Origin of the sequence: Thermomonas sp. (assembly GCF_020850895.1) — a bacterium.
Lineage (GTDB): Bacteria > Pseudomonadota > Gammaproteobacteria > Xanthomonadales > Xanthomonadaceae > Thermomonas.
This window is the reverse complement of sequence record NZ_JADZDS010000041.1, coordinates 1-25,957: the sequence shown is the minus strand read 5'-3', so window position 1 is coordinate 25,957 and position 25,957 is coordinate 1. Positions and strand designations below refer to the sequence as shown.

Below are 25,957 nucleotides of genomic sequence, written 5' to 3'. Positions count from 1 at the left end.
CGGCGTGTTTGAGGTATGCGAAACTCCAGCGTCACACCGGACACGGTTGCAGCGTCCATGGAATCCAACCCCGGCATCGAAGTCACCGTGCTGCTCGCCCGCGCCCGCGCGGGCGATAACGCAGCGCTGGGTGCGGCGTATTCGGCCATCTACGACGAGCTCAAGCGCGCTGCGCGGCAGCAATTGCGCCGCATGCGCGACGACTTCCAGACCACGGCGTTGGTCCACGAGGCCTACATGAAACTGGCAGGCGGTGCGCAACTGGCGGCGGTGGATCGCAACCATCTGCTGGCGCTGTCGGCGCGGGCCATGCGTCAGGTGCTGGTCGACGATGCGCGTGCGCGCAAGGCCGACAAGCGAGGCGGTGGGCAAGAAGCGCTGACCCTGACCGCACGGCTGGATGCGGGCGAGCGGGCGGCGGTGGAAGTGCTGGAGCTTGACGATCTGCTGCAACGCCTGCACGCGCTGGATGAACGCGCTGCCCAGGTGGTCGAGTTGCGTTATTTCGGCGGTTATGAAGAGATCGAGATCGCGCAGATGCTGGGCGTCACCGATCGCACGGTGCGCCGCGACTGGCGCAAGGCGCGCGCTTTCCTGCTGGCCGAACTCGGATGAGCGGGATGGACGAGGCGAGCCAGGCACTGCGGCGGCGTGCCCTCGCGATTTTCGATGCTGTCGCCGAACTGGATTCGGCGGCGCGGGCGACGCGGCTGCAGGAACTGTGCGTGGGTGATGCCGCCTTGTTGGCGCAGGTCGAGGCCTTGCTGGCCGCGGATGCCGATGCCGATGCCGCCACCGAACCGTTTGCCGGCGTGCGCAGCTGGGGCAATGCGCTGGGTGCGGAGGAGGCCGGGTCGGATCCGATGATCGGCCGCAGCATCGGCGCCTGGCAGGTGGTGGAGGTGATCGGCCGTGGCGGCATGGGCGCGGTGTATGCGGTGCAGCGCAGCGATGGCGCCTACGCGCAACAGGCCGCGCTCAAGCTGATTCGCGCCAGCGCCGACTCGCAGGCAGCGCGTGAACGTTTCCTGCGCGAGCGGCAAATCCTGGCCGGCCTGCAGCATCCCAATATCGCCACCTTGCTGGACGGCGGCATCAGCGCCGAGGGTGAACCGTACTTCGTGATGGAGTACATCCACGGGGAACCCATCGACCGCTGGTGTGATGCCCGCAATCTCGGCCTGCATGAACGCGTCACCCTGTTCCTGCACGTCCTCGACGCAGTGCGCTACGCGCATCGCAACCTGGTGGTGCACCGCGACCTCAAGCCGTCGAACCTGCTGGTCGATGCCGAAGGGCGGGTGAAGCTGCTGGATTTTGGCATCGCCAAACAGCTGGCCGCTGCCGACGCCACCGCCACCCTCGACCGCGCCCTGACCTTCGAATACGCCAGCCCCGAACAACTGCACGACGCCCCGATCACCACCGCCACCGACCTCTGGCAGCTGGGCGTCATCCTGCATCGGTTGCTGTCGGGTGCGCACCCGTTCGGGCTGACCCGCGATACCCCGGTGGCCAGCCAGCTGCAGCAGCTCGAACGCGAGCCGGAGCCGCTGACTCGCGCTGCCGCCAGTATTTCGGCAGAGCAGGCGGCCAAGCGCGGCGGCCTCAGTCCGACGGCGCTGGCACGCGCACTGCGCGGCAATCTGGCCGCCATCGTGCAGACCTGCCTGCGCCGCGACCCCGAACAGCGCTATGCCTCGGCCGATGCGCTGGCCAATGACCTGCGCGCCTGGCTGGACAATCGCCCGATCGCCGCCGTGCCGCTGTCGCGCGGCCAACGTGCGCGGCTGTGGCTGCGCCGCAATCGTGGACTGGCGGCAGCCATCGGTGCGGTGGCATTGGCTCTGCTGGCAGGTACCGGCGTGGCGCTGTGGCAGGCGCGTGAGGCGCGGATGCAGGCGCAGCTTGCCGAGCAGCAACGCAGCGAAGCGCAGCGACAAGGGGCCACCGCGCAGGCGGCGTTGGACTTTCTTGGCAACACGATGTTGGCGGCTTTGCCGGATCAGGCGCTGGACACCAAGATCACTGCGCGACAATTGCTTGAGGCGGCAACCCGCAAGCTGGGCGAAGATAAACAGATGCCTGCAGCGGTGCGCCAGACCGTGCAGCGCAAGCTGGGACACATGTATCTCAACCTTGGTGAGCCGAGAATTGCAGCCGGTCTACTGGAAGCCGGGCTCAAGGGCGTGCAACCCCGCGGGCGCAGCGAGGCACTGCAGTTGGCCGACGACATTTCTTACTATTCGAACGCACTCGGCTCGCTGGAACGCGGCAAGGAAGCACTCCAGCAAGCGCAGCGTTCGATGCGCTTGCGCGAGGACTACGCCCCCGACGATCAGCAGGCGCGCCTCAATTCCCTGTTTGATCTTGGCTACGCCCAGTTCCGCAATGGGGATGCCGCCGCTGCGGAGTCCTCCTGGAAACAGGCGATTGCGGTGGTCAATGCCATGCCTGAGCCACCGCCGGCAGCGATCACCGTCTATTCCTACCTCGCCTCGCTCTACAGCTGGACCGGCGACGCAAAAAAAGCCATGGATACGGCGCAACAAGGCCTGTCGTTTGCAGACAGGGCAAGGATCCCGCAGGAATCGCCAGAACGCCCCGGCTTGCTGCGCGCGCTCTCGGATGCGCAAGCCGTCTCCGGCGACCAACGCGGCGCGGAACGCAGCATTCGCCAGGCCATCGCCCTGAGCGAAAAGTATTTCGAAGGGGGAGCCGACATCAGCAAGCTGTACGGCAGTCTTGGACTGGTGCTGAAGGATCAAGGACGTTTTCCTGAAGCGTTGACCGCGATGCGCCATGCTGACAGCCTGGGCGCGACATCCGACGCCGTGCCGCTGGAAATCGCCATCCGTCGTGAGCATCTTGGCAGCGTGTACGACAGCCTAGGCGACTATCCGCAAGCGCTGCGGATGTACGCAGAGGCGATTGCCGGATTGGCCGGCATTCAGGATGGCAATGCCCCTGGCGTGGTGCGCAAGCTGCGGGTTCGGCAGGCACGCATTGCTGCCAAAGCCGGCAGGGCCAGCTGGGCCTATGCAGAGCTGAGTGCCTTGCGCGAACCCATGCGCAAGGAAGATGGCGAAGCCTCGCAGGATTACGCCTATGTCGTCCTGCAACAGTCGGTGGCAGCGAAACTGATGGGTGACTTTACGCAAGCGGCGGCGCTGCTTACGGAGGCGGAAGCGCTCTGGGCCAAGGCCGCACCGCCCACGCACCCGATCTTCGCCAGCATTCAACGCATGCATGCGGCACTGTCGCGGCAGCAAGGCGACCTTGCCGCGGCCGAGCAGGCGCAGCGCAAGGCCATCGCACAGCTGACCGCCGGCACCCAGCCCGTTGATTTGGCCATCGCGCGCGCAGAGCTTGCGGCGATCCGTTCGGAACGCGGCGACGCAGCCGAAGCGCGGCGCTTGCTTGCGCAGGCCTTGCCGGTGCTGCGCGCGGCGGTGCTGCCGCAGGAAGTCAATCGCGCCGCCGCCGAGGTGCTGGCGCACAAGCTCGGCGTGAGCTGAGGCGGCGACATCGCTGTGGCGGAATCACGGAGTGCAGGTGCCTGCCGATGCCGGCGTCAGGGTGAAACGCTCGCCGCCGCTGGTGGTGCGCGCCTGCGCGCCGGCATGAATCGTGCCACCGCCCTCGGTGGTCATCGTGCCGGGCTTGTCCGCGCCGTCCGGGAATTCGATGTGATAGCGGCCGCCGGCATTCCAGCTCAGGCCCGGAATGTTCGGCGTGCGCACGAACTTGTAGGTGCCGTCCATGCCGCCGCTGAATTCGACGCCGAACATTTTTCCGTTCAAGACGAATTTTTCGTCGATATTGCAGACGACTTGATCCACCGGATCGCCGCTGCCGCCAACGATGTGGAACGCACGCGAAGCAGGGATAGCCGCAGCCATGCCGCCACAGCGCGGTCGCTTGTCGTTTTCATCCCTGCGCGGTTCGTTGGTGCATTTATCTTCGGGCGTTGCGCTGGCGATCGCCGCAGGTGCGGTTGCCGGCGCGGCGGCGTGTGGCGCTTTGGTTGAAGGCGCGGATTTCGGGCTGCAGGCGGCCAGCAAGATGCCAATGCAGCAGAGTGGAACTAGAACGCGCCGGTTCATTTCGGGCTGTCCGTACAGGCGGGAATGCGGGTCCAGGTGGAAGTGAACGATTGCTGCTTTGCCGCCGCGCAGGCAGTCAGGCCCGAGGCCTTGCCGCAGACTGCGGAGCTGGCCTGGAAGGTGCCGGTCATGCGTTCTTCCGGGCCGCTCAGGCGGTAGTCGTAGGCCATGTCCACCGTGCCGCCGGCACCGGCGAAATGCCACTTCACCGTGCCGCCGCTGGCGCTGCTGGGCGTGAAGTCCATGCTGATCATGTCGCGACCGATCTTGCCGTTGAACGGCTGGGTGATATCGCAGGCGGTGAAGGACTCACCGTTATCGAGGGTGATCCGATACGCATGCGATGCCACCTGGGGCGCGCCCATGCCGCCACAGCGCGGGCGCTGGTCGTTTTCATCCGTGCGCGGTTCGTTGGTGCATTTTTCTTCCGGCTGGGTGCCGGCCGCGGTCGCAGGCGGCGTCGTTGTTGATGCCTGGGGTGTGGCAGATGGTGCCGGCTGCTCCTGCTTGGGTGCGCAGGCGACCAGCAGCAGGGCGAAAGCCCCGATGGACAGAGGTGCGAACACGGATGTGTGAAAGAGACTCATTGTTTGCAGCTCGCGATTTTTGTCCAGGTGGAGGTGCTCGGGCGCGGTGTGGTGCAGATGGTTCGACCGCCTGCGTGGACGCAGATCTTGTTGCCGACGACGTGTTCGGTCAGCGATGCTTCCGATCCACTGAGGGTGTAGGTGCCATTGCTGTCGGCAGTGCCGCCCGCGCCTCGAAACACAAATGACCACGTGCCGCCACGATCACTGGTGGGCGTGTGGGTAATGTCTGCCATGCCGCCGCAGACGGTGTTGGTGAACGGCTTGGTGATGTCACAGACTTGGATGCTCTCGTGGCCGCCACCCGGACAGGTCACGCTGTCGATCCGGTACGCGTGTGCAGCCGCACTTGCAGGAGGCGCACCCATCCCACCGCAGCGCGGGCGCTTGTCGTTGGGATCGGTCTTGGGCTCGTTGGTGCAGTGCTCGTCCGGTTTCGGTGCGGCCGCAGGAGTGACCGGCGTCGATGCAGCGGGCGCGGGCGTCGCAGTCGACGGCGGGCTCCTGGATTGCGGCGAACAGGCGGCCAGCGTCAGCAACGCCAGCGTGGTGAAACCGAAGGCAGGGAGGTGGCGCTGGTTCATGGCGCCGCCTTGCAATCGCTGATCCTGGTCCAGGTGGTGGTGCGGGCCGGCTGCGGCACGCAGAGCGCCTGGCCTCCCGTATGCGCGCACATCTCGGCGGTGGCATAGGTCGCCGTCAGCCTGTTCTCGGGACCGCTCAGCGTGTAGGTGCCTGATTGTTTGTAGTCAACGCCGGCGGCCGTGAGCTGCACCTCGAACGTGCCGCCGGTGCGGCTGGCGGGCGTATGGGTGAGCGTGAGGCCGCAGAATTCGGTGCTGAAGGGTTTGTCGATGTCGCAGACGTCGTATGGCTTGGCCACGCAATCGTCGCCCGAGGTGGTCGTGCCCATCCCGGCAACGCCGATGCTGTAGGCGCGCGTTGCAGGCACCGTGGCACCACCCATGCCGCCGCAGCGCGGGCGCTTGTCGTTGGGGTCGGTGCGCGGCTCGGTGGTGCATTTCTTGTCGTCCGCGGACGCAATGGCCATGGATGCAGACGGCGCGGCGGGCGTCATGGCCGGAGAGGGCGCGGCTGCGGCATCCGGCTGCTTCGGCGAACACGCGACCAAGGCCAACAGGGCGAAAGGCAGGCAGGCGCGGATCGGGATGGGCATGGCAGCGGTCCGTTTCGGGTTTGGAACGAGTAGCGGAAATTCCCGCCGGAACCGGACATCCAGCCGATGGCCCATCACGGCACCAGTCGGATCACCCCGCAGGCCACCCGCGCTCCGGCGTTGCCGGAGGGCTGGCTGCTGTAGTCGTCAGGCGCGGCGTGGACGATGATTGCGCGGCCGAGGATGTCGTGGCTGCCAGCGCCCAGATCGACACCGCGGAGAAAAGCATCGACATGGGCCACGCCATGGGCATCGGCCACGAGGTTGTCGGCATCGCCACTGTGGTGCGTGCCCATCCCGGCGCGGCCGTGCGGTTTGCTGTCCGGGTTGAAGTGGCCGCCAGCCGTGCTGGCATCCACCGCGCTGCAGTCGCCTTTTTCGTGGATGTGGAAGCCGTGGCTGCTGCCAGGCTGCAGGCCACCGATGTCGCCACGGATGCGCACGCCACCCGATTCCGTGGCCAGCAGGAGGCGTCCACTGACCAGGGTGCCGGAGGCCGCGGCGAGGTTGGCCACGGCATGGCGAACCGGCCCGGTCGGGGTTGGGGTTGCCGATGTGTGCGGACGGGGTGTGGGTGCGCTGGCGCAGGCGGAAAGGCCCGCAGTCAGCAGAACGGGGAGAGCGATGCGGAAGGCAGGCTGCATGCAAGGACTCCTTTCGTGCGCAGATGGACACACTATGCCTGTGCCGGAGTTTTGCCGACAAGCCGGCGTTGATGGTGCGAGGTGCAACCTCAGCGGCGCTTGCGTGAGGAGCCGAGCTTGCGGGTCACGGTGTTGCGGCTGAGGCCGAGGGCGGCGGCGGCCTCGCTGCGGTGGCCCTCGTGCAGCGCCATCGCGACCTCGAGCAGGGTCAGGTCGAGGCGTTCGCGTGCTTGCGCATGCACACTGGCATTGCCGATTTCGAGTTGTTCCCGGGCCCAGGCCGCGAGTGCCGTTGTCCATGCGCTGGCTTGCGTGGTGGTGCCCGGCGGGTGTGCGACAGCGGCGTGGGTCAGCATCAGGTCATTGGCGGCGATGGTCTCGCCCGGCGTCAGCGCCGCCAACCGCCAGCACAGGTTCTCCAGCTCGCGCACGTTGCCGGGCCAGGTGTGCTCGCGCAGACGCTCCAGAGCGGCGGCGGAGAGCTTGCGTGGCGACAACTGCAAGCGGGCGGCGGCATGGGCGAGGAAGCGCGCCGCCAGCAGGGCGATGTCCTCGCGGCGTTGCCGCAGCGGCGGCAGGTGCAAGCGCACCACGTCGAGTCGGTGCAGCAGGTCGGCGCGGAAGCGACCCTGTTCAACCAAGACTTCCAGCGGCTGGTGGGTAGCGGCAATCACCCGCACATCGACGCGGATCAATTCACGCCCGCCGACCCGAAAGAATTCGCCTTCAGCCAATACCCGCAACAGGCGCGTCTGCAATGCGGCCGGCATGTCGCCGATTTCATCGAGGAACAGGCTGCCGCCATTGGCCTGTTCGAAGCGACCGATATGGCGTTTTTGTGCTCCGGTGAACGCGCCGGCTTCGTGGCCGAACAGTTCGGACTCCAGCAGCTCGGCGGGAATCGCGGCGGTATTCAGCGCCACGAAGGGCTTGCCTGCACGTGGCGACTCGCGGTGCAGGGCGCGCGCGACCAGCTCCTTGCCGGTGCCGGTCTCGCCGGTGATCAGCACCGACAGCGGGACCTGGGCGAAGCGGCCGATGGCACGGAACAGCGCCCGCATCGCCGGTGCCTGGCCGATCAAGTCCGTGGAGGGTGCCGAGCGCACATCGAAAGCAGGTGGCGTCTCCGGCGTGGCTTCGAGCTCGGGCAGACAACGACGCACCAGTTCGACCGCTGCATCCAGATCGAACGGCTTGGACAGGAATTCCTGCGCGCCCCCGCGAAACGCGCTGGCGGTGCTGGCGATGTCGGTGTGCGCCGACATCACGATCACCGGCAGCTTCGGCAACTGCGCCTTGAGTCGGTCGAGCAGGGCCAGTCCGTCGGTGCCGGGCATGCGCACATCGGCCAACACCAGCGCCGGCCGTTGCCCCGCGTCCAGCGCGAGCAGTGCCTCATCGGCGCTGGCGAACGCCGTGACCGGATAGCCCGCCTCGCGCAATGCCGCGGACAGAACGAAGCGAATCGAGCGATCGTCGTCGACCACCCACAGCAGGGCAGGCTCAGCCATCGGCGTCCTCCGCGGTCAGTGGCAGCAGCAGGGTGAACACGGTGTGGCCCGGGCGCGAGCGCCACACCAGCACGCCACGATGCGCACGCGCCACTTGCTGCGCCTGTGCCAGCCCGAGCCCGGTGCCGTCGGCGCGACCACTGACCAAGGGCAGCAGCAGGTGCTCGGCCAGCTCCGGCGGCACGCCGCGACCGTCATCGATGATGTCCAGTCGCAATGCAAGCGGCTGCAACACCTCGCCGATGCGCACGCCGTGTTCGGCGCGGGTGCGCAGGGTGACACTGCCGGCGCCGGCCTCGATCGCGTTGCGGACCAGGTTCCAGACCGACTGGGTGAGTGCGTCGGGATCGCCCGGCAGCTCGGGCAGCGACGGGTCGTAATCGCGCTGCAGGCGCACCGCCCAGCCGGCATCGCTTTCGGCGAGGCGCACCACCCGTTCCAGCACGGCGTGTACGTTGACGGCCGACAGCGCACGCGCTGGCGCCGGGTTGAGCAGGCGTTCGACCAGCGATGCCAAGCGTTGCGCCTCGCCCTCGATGATGGTGGTGAGCTCGCGTGCCTCGGGGTCGACCCGTCGTGCCAGCAGCTGCGCCGCACCCTTGATGCCGGCCAAGGGGTTGCGCAGTTCATGCGCCAGGCCCTGCAGCGAGGCGGTCAACGCCGCCGGCAGCAACTGCGCCGGATCGGCGCCGGGGAATTCATCGACCGGATGCAGTTCCAGCCAGTAGCCGGCATCGGTCGGGGTGAGCCAAAGATCGGCGAAGCGGGTGGCCTCACTGCCGGGAACTGCAAGTCCGATGCCGCGCAGGCGAACCGGAGATTGCGGGGCGCTGGCCAGTTGTCCGGCCAATTGTTGGCCCTCAGGTTCCAGCGCGCCCGCCTGCAGGCCAGGCAAGCGCCGGCGGCTGACCCCAAGCCAGCGCGCACAGGCAGCGTTGGCGAGGACGATCCGTCCGGCCGCATCCAGCCGCAGCAGGGGTGTGCTCAGCGCATCCCAGGTGGCTTCGTCGACAGCGGGTGCTTTCATTTGCACTAATTTAGTGCAAACAGCCAGCGACGCAACAGCCCCGTGCCGCATGTCGTCATGCTCACGGGTGGTCGTGAGAGCAGACAATGAATGGTAGTCTCCCCGTGCACGGCAGACGTGCACACCCATGCGGAAACCATGGCACGACCGGATCCAATGCCGGTGGACGGGGGCGTTTCGTGGCGGCCTTTGGCCCTCGACGCATTGCGCGTGCGCCAGATCGCCTGGGTGGTGCTGAGCGTGTTCGGCGCGCTGGCCTTGGTGAATGTGTTCCGCGAGCGCTGGATGTCGGCGGTGTTCGACGCCGGCGTCGTCGCCCTGTTGCTGCTGACCCTGTGGCGCAACGCGCGGGGCCAGTCGACCCAGGCGATCCAGCTGATGGTGCTGTCGCTGGCGCTCGGCTTGGCTGCCTTGATGTTTGCCGGCCAGGGACTCTATGACGAAGCGCCGATGGCCTACCCCACCCTCGTGGTCTTGGCCGCGATGCTGGGGGCGCGTAGGCTGACCCGGGCGCTGGTGCTGTTCCTGCTGGCCTCGCTGGTGCTGGTGTTCGTGCTGGACCAGAACGGCATCCTGCCCAGCATCCAGGATTCGCCGCCGTGGATTCGGCTGGCCGAGTTGGCCTTGATCCTGCTCGTGACCTGGATGTTGGTGCAGATGATTTCCAACGATCTGACCCAGGCCATCGCCCAGTTGGAGAGCGAGAAGCGGGCGTTGCTGGTGTCTCGGCAGGAAATCGAACGGCTGGTGCACAGCGATGCCTTGACCGGGCTGCCCAACCGATTGCTGGGACGCGACCGGCTGGAACAGTTGCTGGTCCAGCGTGTCGAGGATGGCCGCATCGTCGCCGTGGTGTTCCTCGATCTCGACAATTTCAAGACCATCAACGATTCGCTGGGGCATGCTGCCGGCGATGCGCTGTTGCTGCAGGTCGCGGTCAAGCTGCGCAGCGTCCTGCGTGACACCGATACCGTCGCCCGCATCTCCGGCGATGAATTCGTGATCCTGCTGGGCAACCTGAAGAGCGAACACGGAATCGCGACCGTGATCACCAAGCTCACCCGGGTGTTCCGCGAGGCGTTCAACGTCAATGGCATGGACGTGCTGGTGACTGCCTCGATGGGCATCACCGTATCCCCGCGCGATGGCGAAGACGTCGACCGCTTGCTCAAGAATGCCGACCTTGCGATGTACGACGCCAAGGAATCCGGTCGCAACACCTTCCGCTTCTTCAACACCGGCATGAACGACAGCGTGGCCGAGCAGTTGCACCTCGCCGCCGGCCTGCGCACTGCGTTGGGCAATGGTGAACTGTGCCTGCACTATCAGCCGCAGATCGATTTCGAGGCTGGCCGGATCGTTGGTGCCGAGGCACTGCTGCGCTGGCAGCATCCGGAACGTGGCTTCATTCCGCCCGCGACCTTCATCCCGGTGGCCGAGCGTTGTGGCCTGATCCACGAGATCGGCGATTGGGTGTTGCGGCAAGCCTGCCTGGACGCGCAGTCGTGGCGCGAACAGGGCCTGGGCGATTTGACCGTGGCGGTCAACGTGTCGCCGCTGCAACTGCGACGCGAGGATTTCGATGTCGTGGTGGCGACCGCGCTGGCCGCCTCCGGCTTGCCGGGCGATGCGCTGGAGCTGGAGTTGACGGAATCCTCGCTGGTCCTCGATACCCGCGACCTCGTCGATATGTTGCAGCGCGTGCGGCGCCATGGCGTGCGCATCGCCATCGATGATTTCGGCACCGGCTATTCCAACCTGGGCTATCTGCGCCGGCTCTCCGTTCACCGGCTGAAGATCGACCGCTCGTTCGTGGACCGGATCTGCGCCGATGCCAACGACGAAGCACTGGTGCGCGCGATCGTGGAAATGGCGCATTGCCTGAATCTGAGCGTGGTTGCTGAAGGCGTCGAAGACGCCGCGGCACTGCAGCGATTGCGGGAGCTGGGCTGCGAATTCGGGCAGGGCTACTACTGGTCGCCGGCCGTCCCCGAGGTCGATTTCGTGACACTGGTCAGGACCAAGGTACTCTGACGGGACCGCAGGCTCCCACGTCAATCGGACTTTTCAAGCGCAAGACATCGTGCGGATTGGTTTCGGCGCTCACGGGGTGTCATGCCGCCAAACGCACAAGGCCCGCATCGCTGCGGGCCTTGGCGTCTTGCCTGGTTGAGAGGGATAGGTTCCCTGCGCCAGCAGCGGTCAGATCGTGTAATACAGCTGGTATTCCAGCGGATGCGTGGCGGCGCGGAATGCGGTGACTTCCTTCATCTTCAGGCCGATGTAGGCATCGATGAAATCGTCGGTGAACACGCCGCCGGCCTTGAGGAAGTCGCGGTCGGCATCCAACGCTTCCAGCGCCTGATCCAGCGAATGGCAGACGGTCGGGATGTTCTTCTCTTCCTCCGGCGGCAGGTCGTACAGATCCTTGTCGCTGGGTGCGCCCGGATCGATCTGGTTTTTGATGCCGTCGAGGCCGGCCATCAGCAGGGCGGCGAAGGTCAGGTAGCCGCTGTTCATCGGATCCGGGAAGCGGATTTCGATGCGTCGTGCCTTCGGGTTCGACACATACGGGATGCGGCAGGAGGCCGAACGATTGGAGGCCGAATAGGCCAGCATCACCGGCGCTTCGAAGCCCGGCACCAAGCGCTTGTAGCTGTTGGTGGTGGAGTTGGCGAAGGCGTTGATCGCGCGGGCGTGCTTGAAGATGCCGCCGATGTACCACAGCGCGATCTGCGAAAGGCCGCCGTAGCCGTCGCCGGAGAACAGGTTCACGCCGCCCTTGGCCAGCGACATGTGGACATGCATGCCGCTGCCGTTGTCACCCACGATCGGTTTGGGCATGAAGGTGGCGGTCTTGCCGCTGCGGTGGGCGACGTTCTTGATGATGTACTTCATCGCCAGCAGGTCGTCACCCTTCTTCACCAGGGTGTTGAAGCGGGTGCCGATCTCGCACTGGCCGGCGTTGGCCACTTCGTGGTGGTGCACTTCGGTTTCGATGCCGACGGCTTCCAAGGTCTTGCACATTTCCGCACGCAGGTCGTGCAGCGAATCCAGCGGCGCGACCGGGAAATAGCCGCCCTTCACCATCGGCCGGTAACCGCTGTTGCCGCCGGCGTAGTCGCGCGCGGAGTTCCAGTGCGCTTCTTCGGAATCGACCTGGTAGAAGGTGTGGCCCATCTCATTGGCGAAGCGCACCGAGTCGAAGATGAAGAACTCGGGCTCGGGACCGAAGAAGGCCTGGTCGGCGATCCCGCTGGCCTTGAGGAAGGCTTCGGCGCGACGGGCCACGCCACGTGGATCACGGGTGTAGGCCTGCATGGTGGTGGGATCGAGGATGTCGCAGCTCAGCACCAGGGTCGGATCGGCGGTGAACGGATCGATGAAGGCGGTGGCGGCATCGGGCAGCAGCACCATGTCCGAGTTCTGGATGCCGCGCCAGCCATTGATCGAACTGCCGTCGAACATGCGCCCGTCCTCGAACAGACCGGCATCGACGATCGAAGCCGGGAAGGTCACGTGGTGCTGGACGCCGCGCATGTCAGCAAAGCGCAGGTCAACGAATTCGATCTTGTGGGTCTTGATGAGGGCTTCTACGTGTTCGATGGACATGCGGGGCACCTGGGTTTGGAGGGACGGAAACGGAATTGGCCGTTCGGCACGATGCGGCCGACGCACCTGCTAACGCAGGGATCGTGCCAACGGCACATGTTTCACAAGGTATTGATTTCTATGGACTTGTTTATTGGAAAGAATCAGGAATGCACCAAAATAGTGCGGCACGCGCGACAAATGCATAAAAACAGCGCATATCTGCTTCCGTTATCCTGCACGCCATCCTGCGGCATCCCACTTCTCTGAATCCCGAATCCCCACATGAATGACCTGCTCGCCGCGCTCTTGCTCGGCATCATCGAAGGCATCACCGAATTCCTGCCCATTTCCAGCACCGGCCACCTGTTGATCGCCGAACGTTGGCTGGGGCATCGCAGTGAGTTGTTCAACATTGCGATCCAGGCCGGCGCCATCCTCGCGGTGACCCTGATCTACCGTCAGCGCCTGTGGGAAATGCTGCTGGCCTTCCTCGGTCGTGGGGCATCACCCGCGCTGGCCGCAGGCACGCCCGCCGGACTGGCCTCACCCACGCAGGCGCGCAATTACGCGCTCAAGCTGCTGGTCGCGTTCGGGGTCACCGCCGTGGGCGGGTTGCTGGTCAAGAAGTTGGGCTGGGAACTGCCCGACGCGGTGCGCCCGATTGCCTGGGCCTTGGTGATTGGCGCGGTCTGGATGGTGGTGGCCGAGCACCTTGCGGCCGCCCGCGCCGCCAAACTGGGGGAGCGCCGGGACATCGCGTGGGGCACGGCGGTGCTGGTGGGCGTCGCGCAGATCGTGGCCGGCGTGTTCCCGGGCACATCGCGCAGCGCCACCACCATCTTCATCGCCTTGCTGGCCGGCACCACCAGCCGGGTGGCAGCAACCGAGTTCGCCTTCCTGGTCGGCATCCCGACCATGTTCGCCGCCACCGGTTACGCGTTGTTGTCGTTGGTGCGGCATGGCCAGATCGGCAATGAAGACTGGACCGCCCTCGGCGTCGCTTTCGTGGCCGCGCTGGTGACGGCCTTTGTGGCGGTGAAATGGCTGCTGCGCTACATCCAGAGTCATCGCTTCACGCCGTTTGCGATCTACCGCGTCGCGCTGGGCGTGGCGCTGTTGCTGTGGTTGCCGACGGGCAGCTGATCGCTTCGCGTGGACTCGCTTTGGCAAAAAAAACCCGCCGGTTGGCGGGTTTTTTGCGCGGCAGGATCCACGCTTGCTGATGGATATTGACGCGGATGAACGCGGATTGATCTGATGTGGTTCTCCGTCCTGATCCGCATCAAAAGCTTTCGGCGGCCTCGAAAAACCGGGGTATTGCTCGTCATTCCCGCGAAAGCGGGAATCCATTTTGGGGCTTTCTTTCGTTCGATCCAGCCCGACAGAAACGCAGAAGCCCGCATTGCTGCGGGCTCCTGCTGGAGGCTGGATCCCGGATCGCCGCAGTGCGGCGTCCGGGATGATGTACTGACAAAGGTGGATCCCCGCTTTCGCGGGGATGACGTGAATCCGGATATGGCATGGATCCCCGCATTCGCGGGGATGACGTCGTGGCAAAGGCGTTTTCGCGTAGCGAAAACGCGCCACGACGTCACTTGATCTTGCCTTCCTTGTACATCACGTGCTTGCGAACGACGGGGTCGTACTTGCTGACCTCCATCTTGTTCGGGGTGTTCTTCTTGTTCTTGTCGGTCGTGTAGAAATGACCGGTGCCGGCCGAAGAGATCAGGCGGATCTTGTCGCGCTTGGAAGCCATGATTCAGTTCTCCTCAGACCTTCTCGCCCTGCTTGCGCAGGTCGGCGAGGACGGCGTCGATGCCGTTCTTGTCGATGGTGCGCAGCGCGGCATTGGAAACACGGAGCTTGACCCAACGGTTCTCCGAGGCGACCCAGAAACGGCGCTCGTGGAGGTTGGGCTGGAAGCGACGACGCGTCTTGCGATTGGAGTGCGAGACGTTGTTGCCGGTCGTCGTGCGCTTGCCGGTGAGTTGGCAGACTTTGGACACTGGGCACCTCGATTGGTGTGTGGATGTCGCCCGTAGCCCGGGTGACGGCGGCCCCGACGCGATCGCCGGGAGTCGCTGCAACAGGCAGCGAGCCGCGCATTATGCAGGAGTTTTCCTTTCCGCGCAAGCACTTACCGCCAAGTACGCCGGTAGGAGTGCATCGCAGGGCCGCGATGTTGCTTGCGGTATTCCTGCGAAAGCCATCGCGCACCTGCGGTGCGCACTTACGGGGCTGCTGGCGGCGCTGCTTGAACGGATGCCACCCACGCCTGCACCTGCGACTCCAGCACCGGCAATGGCACGGATCCTTGCGAGAGGATCACGTCGTGGAAGGCGCGTTCGTCGAACTTCGCGCCGAGTGCGGCCTCCGCTTCGCGGCGCAGGCGCAGGATCGTCAGCTCGCCGAGCTTGTAGGACAGCGCCTGGCCCGGCCAGCTGATGTAGCGGTCCACTTCGGTCTCGACTTCGTGCTCAGACAGGGCAGTGTTGTCCTTCAGGTAGGCGATGGCCTGGGCGCGGGTCCAGCCCATGTGGTGGATGCCGGTGTCGATCACCAGCCGGCAGGCGCGCCACATTGCATAGGTCAGGCGACCAAAGTTTTCGTAGGGCGTCTGGTAGATGCCCATTTCCTTGCCCAGCCATTCGCTGTACAGGCCCCAGCCCTCGCCGTAGGCGCTGATGTATTCCTTGCGGAAGCCCGGCAGCGCGCCCTGTTCGCGCACCAGTTGCTGCTGCAGCGAATGTCCCGGCACTGATTCGTGCAGGGTCAGCGCGGGCAGATTGTAGAGGGGGCGTGAGGGCAGGTCGTAGGTGTTGACGAAATAGGTATCGGCGCCGCCGCGGCCCGCGGTCCAGAAGGGTGCGATCGATGCCGGCACCGGCACGATGGTGAAGCGGCCGCGCGGCAAGGTGCCGATGATCCGGCCGACCTGTCCGTCGACGCGCTTGCTGATCCACGCCGCCTCATTGAGCAATTCCTGCGGGGTCTTGGCGTAGAACTGCGGATCGGTGCGCAGGAACTGCAGGAAATCGGCGAAGCGGGTTTGCGGCGATTGGCCGGTGAAGCCGACCTGGTCGATGATCGCGTCCATCTCGGCGTGGATCGAGGCCACTTCCTTCAGGCCGATGGCGTGGATCTCGTCCGGTGAAAGATCCAGCGTGGTGTAGGCGCGGATCTGTTCGCGATACCACTGCACACCGTCCGGCATTGCTTCTGCGGCCAGCGTCTGGCGCGCCTTGGGCATGTATTCGTTGCGGAAGAAGGGGAGCAACTTGCCGAAGGCGGGAATCACCGCCTCGCGGATCGCGGCGCGGCCTTCGGCCCGAAGCGCGTCCTGCTCGGCCGCGGGAATGGTCGAAGGCATCTGCTTGTAGGGTGCCCACAGCGAGGACTGCTCCGGGTCCTTGAGCTCGGCGGTCATTGCGATCGAGCCGTCGCGCCCGGCCAGCACCGCCTGTGGCACCGAGAATCCGCGCGCAAGGCCGGCGCGCATGTTCATGATCTGCTGGTCGAAGTAGCGCGGCACATCGCGCAGGCGCGCGGCGTAGGCACGGTAGGCGGCGGCATCGCGCAATTCGGCACCGGCCATGAAATCGAGGTTCGACCAGAACGAGCTGTCGGAATTGAACGGCATCTCGTAGTCACGGAAACGGATCGACGCGGCCTTGTGCTCGATCTGCGGACGATAGACCGCGAAGTTCACCGCTTCCGCCGGCGACAGCGCCGCCACGTCCACCCGGTCGAGCCGCTTGAGCACGTCATCGAGGTAGGCCAGCCGGCGCGCCTGCGCCTGCGGGCTGACGTCGGGCAAGCGGGCATTCGCAATCGTGCTGTTGTCGCTGTCCTCGTCACCGCCGCTGCCCTGCGCCATGCGCCACGTCCACTCGGCCTCGTAGATCGAACGGAAGGCGGCATCGGCAGGATTGGACGACGTGGCCTGTGGCGGCGGGCTTGCGACGGGAGCGGTTTGTGCACTCGCAAATGCGGGCAGCAGGCACAGGGCAAGCAGAAGCTTGTTCACGTTGCGAAGATCCAGCGGATGGGAATCCGGATCGTAGCCCGCTGCCAGCGCACGGCGAAAGTGACCGAACGCCCGATGCGTTCAATGATCCGCGCGATCGCGATGCCAGCCGCGGTGGCGGATGTCGAGATACAGGCTGTAGCAGGCGGTGAAGGTGGGGAACAGGTTCTGCAGGATGCCGACCGAATCGTTCTTGCCGAACACGAAGTAGCTCAGTGTCATCAGGCTGCCCAGGATGCTCATGTACCAGAACAGCCGCGGGATGACGGGCTTGCCGTAGCGGCGACTGGCGATGAACTGCACCACCCAGCGACCACCGAACATCAATGCGCCGGTCAAGCCGATCAGTTTCCACGGCGTCATGTGGATGCCGGTCCACGCCAGCGCGGCGATCGGCGTGTCCATCAAGCCGGTCGGCCCGAGGATCAAGGCTGCTGCTCCTCGACGTCGGTGCGGCGGCTGCGTGCGATCAGCCAGCGCACGCCGAACAGGTCGCGGATGCCGACGATTGCCCTGCCGAGATTGTTGTATTTGGACACGCCTGCAGTGCGGTGGCGATGGTTGACCGGCACGCTGACGGTCTGCCAGCCGGCGCGCTGCATCAGCGCCGGCAGGTAGCGGTGCATGTGGTCGAAATAGGGCAGGTCGAGGAAGGCGTCGCGCTCGAACAGCTTGATCCCGCAGCCGGTGTCGGGGGTGGCGTCGCGCAGCAGGCGGGCGCGCAGGCCGTTGGCGAATTTCGAGGCCCAGCGCTTGCTGCCGGAATCCTTGCGCTGCACCCGCCAGCCGGCGAACAGCTTCACGTTTGATGCCGCGGCGTCGCGCTGGTCCAACAGTTTGGGGATGTCGGCCGGGTCGTTCTGGCCGTCGCCGTCGAGGGTGGCGATCCACGGTGCGCGCGCGGCCTTCACGCCATTGCGCACGGCGGTGCTCTGGCCGGCGTTGGCGCGGTGGCGGATCACCCGCAGCTCGGGCGTTGACGCTTGCATTGCGAGCAGTCGTGCGAGGGTGGCATCACGCGAAGCGTCATCGACGTAGACGATCTCGAAGGCGATCCGGTCGCGCAGGGCGGCGACGATTTCCCTCACCAGCGGCCCGATGTTGTCTTCCTCGTTGCAGACGGGGACGACGATGGCCAGTTGCGGATCCGTGCTCACGGCGCGCGCTGGCTCACGGCTTGCGGCGCAGCCGCTCCAGCACGCCGTCGAGGGCGTCGAGACCGGCGTAGTGGATCACCAGTTTGCCCTTGTTGCCGCGGCCGTTGAGCACGTTGACCTTGCTGCCCAGCGTGTCCGACAGTTCGCGTTCCAGCGCGGCGATGTCGGCCTGTGGGGTGCGCGCCTTGGGCGGCTTGCGCTTGCCGTTTGCCGGCAGCTTGCCGGCGCCCAGCTCCTGCACCCGGTATTCCACCTGTCGCACCGACCAACCTTCCGTTGCGGCTTGCCGGGCAAGGGAAATCGCCATCGGCTCGGCCAGCGGCAGCAGCGCGCGGGCATGGCCCATTTCGATGGAACCGTCGCGCACAAGCAGGCGTACCGCCTCCGGGAGCTCCAGTAGGCGCAGTAGATTGCTCACCGCAGCGCGGGAGCGTCCCACCGTTTCGGCGGCTGCGGCGTGGGTGAGGTCGAATTCATCGATCAGCCGTTGCAGCGCCTGTGCTTCTTCCAGCGGGTTGAGATCCTCGCGCTGGATGTTCTCGATCAGCGCGATGGCGACCACGGTGCGGTCATCGACCTCGCGCACCACCGCCGGGATTTCGCGCAGCCCAGCGCGCTGGCTTGCGCGCCAGCGGCGCTCACCGGCGATGATTTCGTAAGTGCGCTTGCCTTTGCCGTCGGCGCCCTTGCGCTCGCGCACCACGATCGGCTGGATCACGCCCTGGACCTTGATCGAAGCGGTCAACTCGTCCAGCTTGGCATCGTCGATGGTGCGACGAGGCTGGTACTTGCCCGGCACCATCGCGTCCACCGGCAGCGTCAGCAGCGCATCGTCGGGTTGCGCTTCCAGCACCCCTGAGGCAGCGGTCTCCATGTTTCCGAGCAGTGCATTGAGCCCCCGGCCAAGCACCGGCTTCTTCGTCGAGCTTTTCTCGGGCTTCCGGCTGGCCATCATTCCGCTCTCTCCTTCGCCTTCTGCATGCGCTCGCGCTGGCGGCGCAGCACTTCCCCCGCCAGCCCAAGATACGCGATTCCGCCGCGGCTGGCCTTGTCGTAACCGACGATGCTGCGGCCGTGGCTGGGCGCTTCCGCCAGTCGCACATTACGCGGGATGATGGTGCGGAACACCAGTTCGCCGAAATGGTTGGTCAGTTCCGTCGAGACCGCATTGGCGAGGTTGTTGCGCACGTCGAACATGGTGCGCAGCACGCCCTCGATTTCGAGGTTGGGGTTGAGCTTCGCTTTCAGCGCGTCGATGGTCTGCAGCAGTGCGGTCAGGCCTTCCAGCGCGTAGTACTCGCACTGCATCGGCACCAGCACCGAATCGGACGCGGTGAGTGCGTTGAGGGTCAGCAGCGAGAGTGCCGGCGGACAATCGATCAGGATGAAGTCGTACTTGCTGCGCGAGATTTCCAGCGCGTGTTTCAGGCGCAATTCGCGCTTGTCGAGATCCATCAGCTGGATCTCGGCGGCGGTCAGGTCGATATTGCCGGGCAGCAGGTCGTAGACTTCCTCAGTCTGCAAGATGGTCTTGCCGATCGCGGCCTCGCCCAGCAGGACATTGGTGACCGAGGTGTCGAGTTCGCGCTTGTCGATCCCGCTGCCCATGGTGGCATTGCCCTGCGGGTCGAGATCGACCAGCAGCACGCGCTGCGGCGTGCGCGCCAGCGCGGCGGCGAGGTTGACGGCGGTGGTGGTCTTGCCGACCCCGCCCTTCTGATTGGCGATGGCGATGATGCGGGCCATGCGGCGTGCGCTTCCTGGGGGATTGCCGCGGCCGGAACGGTGCGGGAACCGCTGATTATGCCGCAACCGGGGCGCGGGCGATGTCCACCAGATGGCGCTGGCCGTCCAGTCCGGGCACCTGCAGTGGATGGATGGCCTGCACGCACCAACCGGCCGGCAGGGTGGCGAGTTCGGCCTCGAAGTCGGCGGCCTTCATCGCCAGCAAATGGCCGTCGACGCCGAGCAGGTGGCCACCCAGTTGCAGGATCAGCGGCAAAGTGGCGAGTGCGCGTGCGGTGATCGCATCGAAGGTCGTGCCGGGCTGGAAGGCTTCGATCCGCGACTCGGCCACGGTCACGTTCGTCAATGCCAGCTTGCGCACTGCCTCGCGCAGGAACCGCGCCTTCTTGCCATTGCTTTCGACCAGGGTGACGGCAAGCGTCGGCGTGGCGATGGCCAGCGGAATCCCGGGTAGGCCGGGGCCGGTACCGAGGTCGGCCAATGTGTTCAGATCGGCCACGAACGGCTGCATCGCCAGCGAATCGAGCAGGTGCTTGGTCAGCATCTGGCGCGGGTTGCGGATCGCGGTCAGGTTGTAGGCGGCGTTCCAGCGCGCCAGCAGCGCCAGGTAATCCAGCAGCGGCGTGGCCAGCGCGGGATCCAGCCCGAAGCGACGCAGGCCGGCTTCCAATTCGGGGCGAAGTGCATCGTGCATGCCGGTATTGTAGAAGTGATGCGGGCAGGGAAGATTTGGCCATCAGGGCCTGTTCTTGCGCAGAACTCTTTGTTCTTCGTCATGCCCGCGAAGGCGGGCATCCATGGACGTACCCGCGATCATCACGGCTCAAAGACAACGTCCATGGGTTCCCGCTTTCGCGGGAACGACAAGAAAGCATGACGCACGCAGATTTGAAGCGGAGGGCCATTCGGTTCCCGCTTTCGCGGGAACGACGAGAAATGATTACCCCAGAGTGAGCTGCACCCACGCTGGGGCATGGTCGCTGGGACGCTCCCAGCTGCGCGGGGTCTTGTCGATGCCCACGGCTTCGATGCGATCTTTCAGCGCATCCGAGACGAGCGTGAGATCGATGCGCAGGCCGAGGTTGCGACGGAACGCGGCCTGCCGGTAGTCCCACCAGCTGAACAGCGCAGCATCGTCATGCAACAGGCGCAGCCCGTCGTGCAGGCCCAGCGCGAGCAGGCGTTGCAGCGCAGCGCGTTCCGCTGTCGAGGTGAGGATGTGCTCGTCGTTCCAAACCTGTGCATCCGGCACGTCGCGATCGTCCGGGGCGATATTGAAATCACCCAGCACCACCAACTGCGGATGCGCGTTCAATTCATCGGCCAACCAGCCGTGCACCGCGTCCAGCCAGCGCAGCTTGTAGTCGTACTTGTCGGTACCGACGTCCTGACCGTTGACCACGTACAGGTTGATGATGCGCACGCCGTTGACCGTCGCTGCGATCGCCCGCGCCTGCACATCGTCGAAACCGGGAATCGCAATCTGCGCGTCTGCCATCGGATACCGCGCCAGGATCGCCACGCCGTTGTAGGTCTTCTGCCCATGGAACACGCTGCGGTAGCCGGCCTCCAACAGTGCATCCTCCGGGAAGCGGTGATCCTCCAGCTTCGTTTCCTGCAGCCCCACCACATCCGGCTGGAACTCACGCAGCCAATCCAGCAATTGCGGGAGCCGCACGTTGAGGGAATTGACGTTCCAGCTGGCGATTTTCATGGGAGGATTCCATTGGCTTTCCGGCGCTTTTCTTCCTGTTGGGCCAGCGCCCACTGCACATGTTCGCGCACCACCTCGGAAGGATGGTCGAGGCGGGTGTTGAGGGCGTCCACGACCGCTTGTGCGTAGGCGGCGTTGCCCAGGGCAATGGCGATGTTGCGCAGCCAGCTTTCATGGCCGGCGCGGCGCAGGGCCATGCCTTCGGTCTTGTCGAGGTAGGTGGCCTCATTCCAGCCGAACAGGTCGATCAGGCGGGCATGGTCGAGGCCGTGGCGGGATGCGAAATCGGGCTCGACGGTGACCTTGGCGTACTTGTTCCACGGGCAAATGAGCTGACAGTCGTCGCAGCCGAAGATGCGGTTGCCCATCAGCGGTCGCAATTCTGGGTCGATCGAACCCTTGTGCTCGATGTTGAGGTAGGTGATGCAGCGGCGGGCATCGAGTTTGTACGGTGCGATGATGGCGGCGGTGGGGCAGATGTCGATGCAGCGGGTGCAGCTGCCGCAGTGGTTGGGCACCGGCGCATCGATGGGCAACGGCAGGTCGGTGAGGATTTCGCCGAGAAAGAAATACGAGCCGCCACTGCGCGACAGGGTGAGCGTGTGCTTGCCGCGCCAGCCGAGGCCGGCTTTCTGCGCCAGCGGTTTTTCCATGATTGGCGCGGAATCGCAGAACACCCGATAGCCGAAGTGCCCGATGCTGGACTGGATGTGGTCTGCGAATCTCTGCAGTCGCCTGCGGATCATTCGGTGGTAGTCACGGCCCAGCGAATAGCGTGAGATGTAGGCGCGACCGTCGTCGCGGAGCACATCCCACGCATTCTTGATGTCGGGTGGCGCGTAATCCATGCGCAGGCTGATCACCCGCAGCGTGCCCGGATGCAGTTCATCCGGATGCGTGCGCAGGTGCGCGCGTTCGTCCAGCCAGTGCATGTCGCCGTGGTGGCCGGCGGCGAGGAATGCCCGCAATCCCTCGGCGGCGTCACCCAGGTCGATGTCGGTGATGCCGGCGTCGGCAAAGCCGAACTCGCGCGCCCAGCGCTTGATGTTGGCGGCGAGTTTCGCGTAGTCGATCGGGGCCGCTGGCAGGGACATGAACTCAGTGTCGTGTGCGACCACGGTCGCGTTGTCTACGGAACCTGTCGTTGCTGCTCGGGTGCGCGGGGAACGAGTCCCCCGTGGAACGCAGTCAGCGGACGATCAAGTCGATCAGCCACTGTGCTTTCGCGTAGGGCGGCTTGAGACGGTCGCCGCCGGTGAAGCCGGCCTGTCGGAACACCGGCAACTGCTTGCTCAGGGCATCGAAGCCGGCGCGGGCGTGGTAGGCACCCATGCCACTGGCGCCGACGCCGCCGAACGGAAGGGTGGTGATGGCGAAATGGAACAGGGTGTCGTTGACCGATACCCCGCCTGCCAGGATGTCCTTGAGGATGCGTTCGACGGTGGCGCGGTCGTTGCTGAAGGGATACAGCGCCAACGGCCGCTCCCGTGCGTTGATGTAGGCGATCGCTTCATCAAGCGTGCGGTAGCCCTTGATCGGCAGCAGCGGGCCGAAGATCTCGTCCTGCATGACCAGGGAATCGTCCGGTGGATCCAGCAGCAGGGTGGGTGGCATGACGCGCTGGTCGGGATCGGAGTGGCCAGCCAGGGTGACGCGTTCGACCTTGCGTACGCGGGCGTCGTCCAGATAGCCACGCAGTCTCGCGTACTGGCCTGCGTTGATGATCCGGGTGTAGTCGTCGAGGTTCTCGAACTTCTCGCCGTAGCGCTGGTGGACTTCCTTGCGCAGCGCGGCCACCAGTGCGTCGCGCTTGGATTTGGGCACCAGCACGTAGTCGGGGGCGATGCAGGTCTGGCCGCAGTTGAACCATTTGCCGGTGGCGATGCGGGCCGCGGCTTTCTCGATCGGGTAGTCGTCGCAGACCAGCGCCGGCGACTTGCCACCCAGTTCCAGCGTCACCGGGGTGAGGTTGGGGGCGGCGGCGGCCATCACCTTGCGACCGACCGCGGTGGAACCGGTGAACACCAGGTGATCGAACGGCAGGGCCGAGAACGCTGCGCCCACCTCTGGACCACCCAGTGCGATGGCCACCCGGTCTTCCGGGAAGGTGCTGTTGAGCAAGTCGCGCAGGAAGGCGCTGGTGCGCGGTGTGTGTTCGGAGGGCTTGAGGAAGACGTGGTTGCCGGCGGCAATTGCAGTGGCGAGCGGGATCAGGGCGAGGTTGACCGGGTAGTTCCACGGGGCAATGACCCCGACCACGCCCAAGGGAACGGTGCGCACCTGCGCGCTGCCGGGCCAGAACCGCCAACCGACGCCGACCCGCTGAGGGCGCATCCACGACCGCAAGTGCTTGAGCAGGTGGTCGATCTCGTTCAGCGCGGTCATGCCGTCGGCGATTCGGGTTTCGTCCGGCGAGCGGTGGCCGTAGTCGCTGGCGATGATTCGCGCCATCTCGTCGAGCCGGCGCTTGAGGTTGGCGCGCAGGCGCGACAGGTCGTCGTGGCGCTGCCGATAGTCCGGCTTGCGCGCCTGCCACGCCGTGCGCAGCCGCTCCAGGGTGGGCTGCAGGGTGTTGACGGGTGTGCTTGGGATGGGATCCATGGCGGGAAGTGTAGTGCGCTCCGGGATAGAATCCAGCCATGCCGATCCGATCTTATCTCGGGCAAGCGCCCCGCCTTGGCCAGCGCGTCTACCTGGACCCGTTGTCGGTCGTTTCCGGCGACGTGGAACTGGGTGATGACGTGTCGATCTGGCCGTTCACCGTGGTTCGTGGCGATGTCAATTTCATCCGCATCGGTGACCGCACCAATGTCCAGGACGGCACCGTCATCCATGTCAGCCACGATGGCCCGCACTTGCGGCGCGGCGGTTTCGCCACCCGCATCGGCAGTGACGTCACCATCGGCCACAAGGCGATCATCCATGCCTGCACGATCGAAGATGCCGCATTGATCGGGATGGGTGCGATCGTGCTCGACGGCGCGGTGGTGAAAAAGCACGCGTTCGTCGGTGCCGGCGCGCTGGTCTCGCCGAGCAAGGTGGTGGGTGAAGGCGAACTGTGGCTGGGCAATCCGGCCAAGAAGGTGCGGCAGTTGTCCGAGGCCGAGATTGAGGCCCTGTATTACAGCGCCAGCCACTACGTGCGGCTCAAGGACGCCTATCTCGCCGAACCTGGCGGCTGAACCGATGTCGATGTTTCGCGGTGCAGCACACAGCGGTTAAAGTAGCCACGACTCGGGCGAGGAGGGTGTAAGGGGCATGGGGATGGGGGAAGGCGATGATTTCCATGGCACCCAAAGCAATCCGTATGCGGCGCCGACCGCCGCAGTGGGCGAGCTGGCGCCACCCGATGGATTGCGCAAGGCGGACCGATTGACGCGCCTGCTTGCGGTGTTCATCGACGGCTTGGTCGTCAGCGTGCCGGCGTTCGGCTTGGCCATCGGAATGGCCGTGTACATGGGATCGCAGGGGAATCTCACCCAGGAGTCCTTCCAGTCGCCGCTGCTGATTGGCGTGGTCGTGGCATTCGTCCTCTATGTGCTTGGATTCACCGCCTACCAGATCTACTGGCTATGGAAGACCGGCCAGACCTTGGGCAAGAAACTGATGAAGGTCCGCATCGTCCGCAGCGATGGTGCCCCCGCGGAACTGTGGCGGTTGCTGGTGCTGCGTTACCTGGTGCCCATGCTGGCTGGGGCGGTGCCTTTCGTCGGCGGGCTGTTCAGCCTGGCCGATCCGTTGTTCATCTTCGGCGATGAGAAGCGCTGCCTTCACGACCTGCTTGCCGACACCATCGTCGTGAACGTCTGATGTTGGATACCGTCCGTGTCCTCGAAACCCCCGAGGGAATCGCCCTGCGCCTGCCGGCGGCGGGGCCGGTGCCACGTGCGCTGGCGTGGTGCATCGACCTGGTGATCCGGATGGCGCTGTTGTCGGTGTGTTCGATGGTGTTGGGCCTGCTCGGCAACGCCGGCCAGGGCGTGTACCTGGTGATGCTGTTCTTGGTGTTCTGGGGTTATCCGATTGTCTGTGAGGGATTATGGAACGGACAGACGCCCGGCAAACGCGTGCTCGACCTGCGGGTGGTGTCCGGCGACGGTTCTCCGGTTGGTTGGCTGGCGGCGATCGTGCGCAACCTGCTGCGCACGGTGGACATGCTGCCGTTCGGCTATGCCTGCGGACTGGTGTCTTGTCTTGCCGATCCCTGGGGACGACGGCTGGGTGACTTGGTGGCCGGGACCTTGGTGGTGCATGTGCGTCCGGTGCAGCCGCTGCCGGTGCCCAGCATCGGCGACGTGCAGGCACCGTTGATGCCGCTGCGGCCGGAGGAACAGGTTGCCGTGCTGGCGTTTGCAGAACGTGCGCCCTACCTCACCCTGGAGCGCCAGATGGAGCTGGCCGACCTGGTCGCGCCGGTGTCCGGGGGCAGTCGGGAGACCGGGGTGGTTCGGCTTTCAGGCATCGCGCGTTGGCTGTTGGGCAGGGGCTGAGGCCGGGATGCGACAGGAACAGTTCATCGCCCGCCACCAGCAGGAGTGGGCCGAATTCGAACGCTGGCTGGATGTCCGCGCTGCGCATCCGCGCAAGGCGCGTGGCGACATCCATTGGCGTGGCTTGGCCGACATCGACGTGCCTTCCGTCTACCGTCGGCTGGCCCGCCAACTCGG

The 25,957-nt window shown here is 65.5% G+C and carries 27 protein-coding genes; 8 read left to right on the top strand and 19 right to left on the bottom strand.

Annotated elements, in window-relative coordinates; translation table 11 throughout:
- Nucleotides 1-57: 57 nt before the first annotated feature.
- A complete protein-coding gene (locus IT472_RS03795) occupies nt 58-615 on the top strand; it encodes an ECF-type sigma factor (protein ID WP_297178623.1) in 558 nt (185 codons plus the stop codon).
- A 5-nt stretch (nt 616-620) separates the two neighbouring features.
- Nucleotides 621-3,518 carry a serine/threonine-protein kinase gene (locus IT472_RS03790; RefSeq protein ID WP_297178621.1) on the top strand — a complete coding sequence of 966 codons (2,898 nt, stop codon included), beginning with the start codon at nt 621-623 and terminating at the stop codon, nt 3,516-3,518.
- 24 nt (nt 3,519-3,542) lie between these two features.
- Here the strand turns inward: IT472_RS03790 and IT472_RS03785 are convergent, their stop codons facing one another.
- The 7 genes from IT472_RS03785 to IT472_RS03755 all read right to left on the bottom strand — a co-directional run bounded on the left by IT472_RS03785 (nt 3,543) and on the right by IT472_RS03755 (nt 9,052).
- Complete coding sequence (locus IT472_RS03785; protein WP_297178618.1) at nt 3,543-3,902, bottom strand: hypothetical protein; 360 nt, start codon at nt 3,900-3,902, stop codon at nt 3,543-3,545.
- Nucleotides 3,903-4,102: 200 nt separating this feature from the next.
- Nucleotides 4,103-4,672: a hypothetical protein gene (locus IT472_RS03780; RefSeq protein WP_297178615.1), complete on the bottom strand. Its 570-nt coding sequence runs from the start codon at nt 4,670-4,672 to the stop codon at nt 4,103-4,105.
- Nucleotides 4,673-4,689: 17 nt separating this feature from the next.
- Complete coding sequence (locus tag IT472_RS03775) at nt 4,690-5,277, bottom strand: hypothetical protein (protein ID WP_297178613.1); 588 nt, start codon at nt 5,275-5,277, stop codon at nt 4,690-4,692.
- Nucleotides 5,274-5,945, bottom strand: coding sequence for a hypothetical protein (locus IT472_RS03770; RefSeq protein ID WP_297178610.1), 672 nt, complete (start codon nt 5,943-5,945; stop codon nt 5,274-5,276). Before IT472_RS03770 ends, IT472_RS03775 begins: the two co-directional genes overlap by 4 nt.
- Nucleotides 5,945-6,514, bottom strand: coding sequence for a superoxide dismutase family protein (locus IT472_RS03765; protein ID WP_297178608.1), 570 nt, complete (start codon nt 6,512-6,514; stop codon nt 5,945-5,947). The genes IT472_RS03770 and IT472_RS03765 overlap by 1 nt, the downstream gene beginning before the upstream one ends.
- A gap of 89 nt (nt 6,515-6,603) precedes the next feature.
- A complete protein-coding gene (ntrC, locus tag IT472_RS03760; RefSeq protein WP_297178605.1) occupies nt 6,604-8,025 on the bottom strand; it encodes a nitrogen regulation protein NR(I) in 1,422 nt (473 codons plus the stop codon).
- On the bottom strand, nt 8,018-9,052 hold the full coding sequence (locus IT472_RS03755) for an ATP-binding protein (protein WP_297178602.1): 1,035 nt from the start codon (nt 9,050-9,052) through the stop codon (nt 8,018-8,020). Before IT472_RS03755 ends, ntrC begins: the two co-directional genes overlap by 8 nt.
- 210 nt (nt 9,053-9,262) lie before the next feature.
- Here IT472_RS03755 and IT472_RS03750 point away from each other — a divergent pair, with 210 nt between their 5' ends.
- Complete coding sequence (locus IT472_RS03750; protein ID WP_297178600.1) at nt 9,263-11,086, top strand: EAL domain-containing protein; 1,824 nt, start codon at nt 9,263-9,265, stop codon at nt 11,084-11,086.
- 168 nt (nt 11,087-11,254) lie between these two features.
- Here IT472_RS03750 and glnA read toward each other — a convergent pair whose 3' ends face one another.
- Complete coding sequence (gene glnA, locus IT472_RS03745; RefSeq protein WP_297178597.1) at nt 11,255-12,664, bottom strand: type I glutamate--ammonia ligase; 1,410 nt, start codon at nt 12,662-12,664, stop codon at nt 11,255-11,257.
- 264 nt (nt 12,665-12,928) lie between these two features.
- On the opposite strand from glnA, the gene IT472_RS03740 reads away from it, so the two are divergent.
- Both IT472_RS03740 and IT472_RS03735 read left to right on the top strand, forming a co-directional pair.
- Nucleotides 12,929-13,789: an undecaprenyl-diphosphate phosphatase gene (locus IT472_RS03740; protein WP_297178594.1), complete on the top strand. Its 861-nt coding sequence runs from the start codon at nt 12,929-12,931 to the stop codon at nt 13,787-13,789.
- Nucleotides 13,790-13,903: 114 nt separating this feature from the next.
- Complete coding sequence (locus tag IT472_RS03735) at nt 13,904-14,245, top strand: hypothetical protein (protein WP_297178591.1); 342 nt, start codon at nt 13,904-13,906, stop codon at nt 14,243-14,245.
- Here the strand turns inward: IT472_RS03735 and rpmG are convergent.
- The 11 genes from rpmG to IT472_RS03680 form a co-directional block, all read right to left on the bottom strand.
- Nucleotides 14,238-14,402, bottom strand: a complete 165-nt coding sequence (gene rpmG / locus IT472_RS03730; protein WP_114960770.1) for a 50S ribosomal protein L33 — start codon at nt 14,400-14,402, stop codon at nt 14,238-14,240. The genes IT472_RS03735 and rpmG overlap by 8 nt on opposite strands.
- A 13-nt stretch (nt 14,403-14,415) precedes the next feature.
- Nucleotides 14,416-14,652: a 50S ribosomal protein L28 gene (gene rpmB / locus IT472_RS03725; protein ID WP_297178583.1), complete on the bottom strand. Its 237-nt coding sequence runs from the start codon at nt 14,650-14,652 to the stop codon at nt 14,416-14,418.
- Between the two features lie 224 nt (nt 14,653-14,876).
- Nucleotides 14,877-16,673: a DUF885 family protein gene (locus IT472_RS03720; protein ID WP_297178580.1), complete on the bottom strand. Its 1,797-nt coding sequence runs from the start codon at nt 16,671-16,673 to the stop codon at nt 14,877-14,879.
- Nucleotides 16,674-16,754: 81 nt separating this feature from the next.
- On the bottom strand, nt 16,755-17,078 hold the full coding sequence (locus IT472_RS03715; protein WP_297178657.1) for a lipid-A-disaccharide synthase N-terminal domain-containing protein: 324 nt from the start codon (nt 17,076-17,078) through the stop codon (nt 16,755-16,757).
- Between the two features lie 20 nt (nt 17,079-17,098).
- Nucleotides 17,099-17,830 carry a glycosyltransferase family 2 protein gene (locus IT472_RS03710; protein WP_297178577.1) on the bottom strand — a complete coding sequence of 244 codons (732 nt, stop codon included), beginning with the start codon at nt 17,828-17,830 and terminating at the stop codon, nt 17,099-17,101.
- Between the two features lie 13 nt (nt 17,831-17,843).
- The gene (locus IT472_RS03705; protein WP_297178574.1) at nt 17,844-18,785 is read right to left on the bottom strand and encodes a ParB/RepB/Spo0J family partition protein; all 942 of its coding nucleotides are present in this window, start codon (nt 18,783-18,785) and stop codon (nt 17,844-17,846) included.
- The gene (locus tag IT472_RS03700; protein WP_297178571.1) at nt 18,782-19,576 is read right to left on the bottom strand and encodes an AAA family ATPase; all 795 of its coding nucleotides are present in this window, start codon (nt 19,574-19,576) and stop codon (nt 18,782-18,784) included. The genes IT472_RS03705 and IT472_RS03700 overlap by 4 nt, the downstream gene beginning before the upstream one ends.
- 55 nt (nt 19,577-19,631) lie before the next feature.
- Complete coding sequence (gene rsmG, locus IT472_RS03695) at nt 19,632-20,270, bottom strand: 16S rRNA (guanine(527)-N(7))-methyltransferase RsmG (RefSeq protein ID WP_297178568.1); 639 nt, start codon at nt 20,268-20,270, stop codon at nt 19,632-19,634.
- Between the two features lie 246 nt (nt 20,271-20,516).
- Nucleotides 20,517-21,290, bottom strand: a complete 774-nt coding sequence (gene xth, locus IT472_RS03690; RefSeq protein ID WP_297178565.1) for an exodeoxyribonuclease III — start codon at nt 21,288-21,290, stop codon at nt 20,517-20,519.
- On the bottom strand, nt 21,287-22,384 hold the full coding sequence (gene queG / locus IT472_RS03685) for a tRNA epoxyqueuosine(34) reductase QueG (RefSeq protein WP_297178562.1): 1,098 nt from the start codon (nt 22,382-22,384) through the stop codon (nt 21,287-21,289). Before queG ends, xth begins: the two co-directional genes overlap by 4 nt.
- Nucleotides 22,385-22,478: 94 nt before the next feature.
- Nucleotides 22,479-23,891: a coniferyl aldehyde dehydrogenase gene (locus tag IT472_RS03680; protein ID WP_297178559.1), complete on the bottom strand. Its 1,413-nt coding sequence runs from the start codon at nt 23,889-23,891 to the stop codon at nt 22,479-22,481.
- Nucleotides 23,892-23,929: 38 nt separating this feature from the next.
- On the opposite strand from IT472_RS03680, the gene IT472_RS03675 reads away from it, so the two are divergent.
- From IT472_RS03675 to IT472_RS03665, 3 genes are all read left to right on the top strand, one after another.
- The gene (locus IT472_RS03675; protein ID WP_297178556.1) at nt 23,930-24,472 is read left to right on the top strand and encodes a gamma carbonic anhydrase family protein; all 543 of its coding nucleotides are present in this window, start codon (nt 23,930-23,932) and stop codon (nt 24,470-24,472) included.
- 82 nt (nt 24,473-24,554) lie between these two features.
- A complete protein-coding gene (locus IT472_RS03670; RefSeq protein WP_297178553.1) occupies nt 24,555-25,100 on the top strand; it encodes an RDD family protein in 546 nt (181 codons plus the stop codon).
- Nucleotides 25,100-25,780 (top strand): RDD family protein, encoded by a 681-nt coding sequence (locus tag IT472_RS03665; protein ID WP_297178550.1) that lies wholly within the window; start codon nt 25,100-25,102, stop codon nt 25,778-25,780. The genes IT472_RS03670 and IT472_RS03665 overlap by 1 nt, the downstream gene beginning before the upstream one ends.
- The last annotated feature ends 177 nt before the right edge of the window (nt 25,781-25,957 follow it).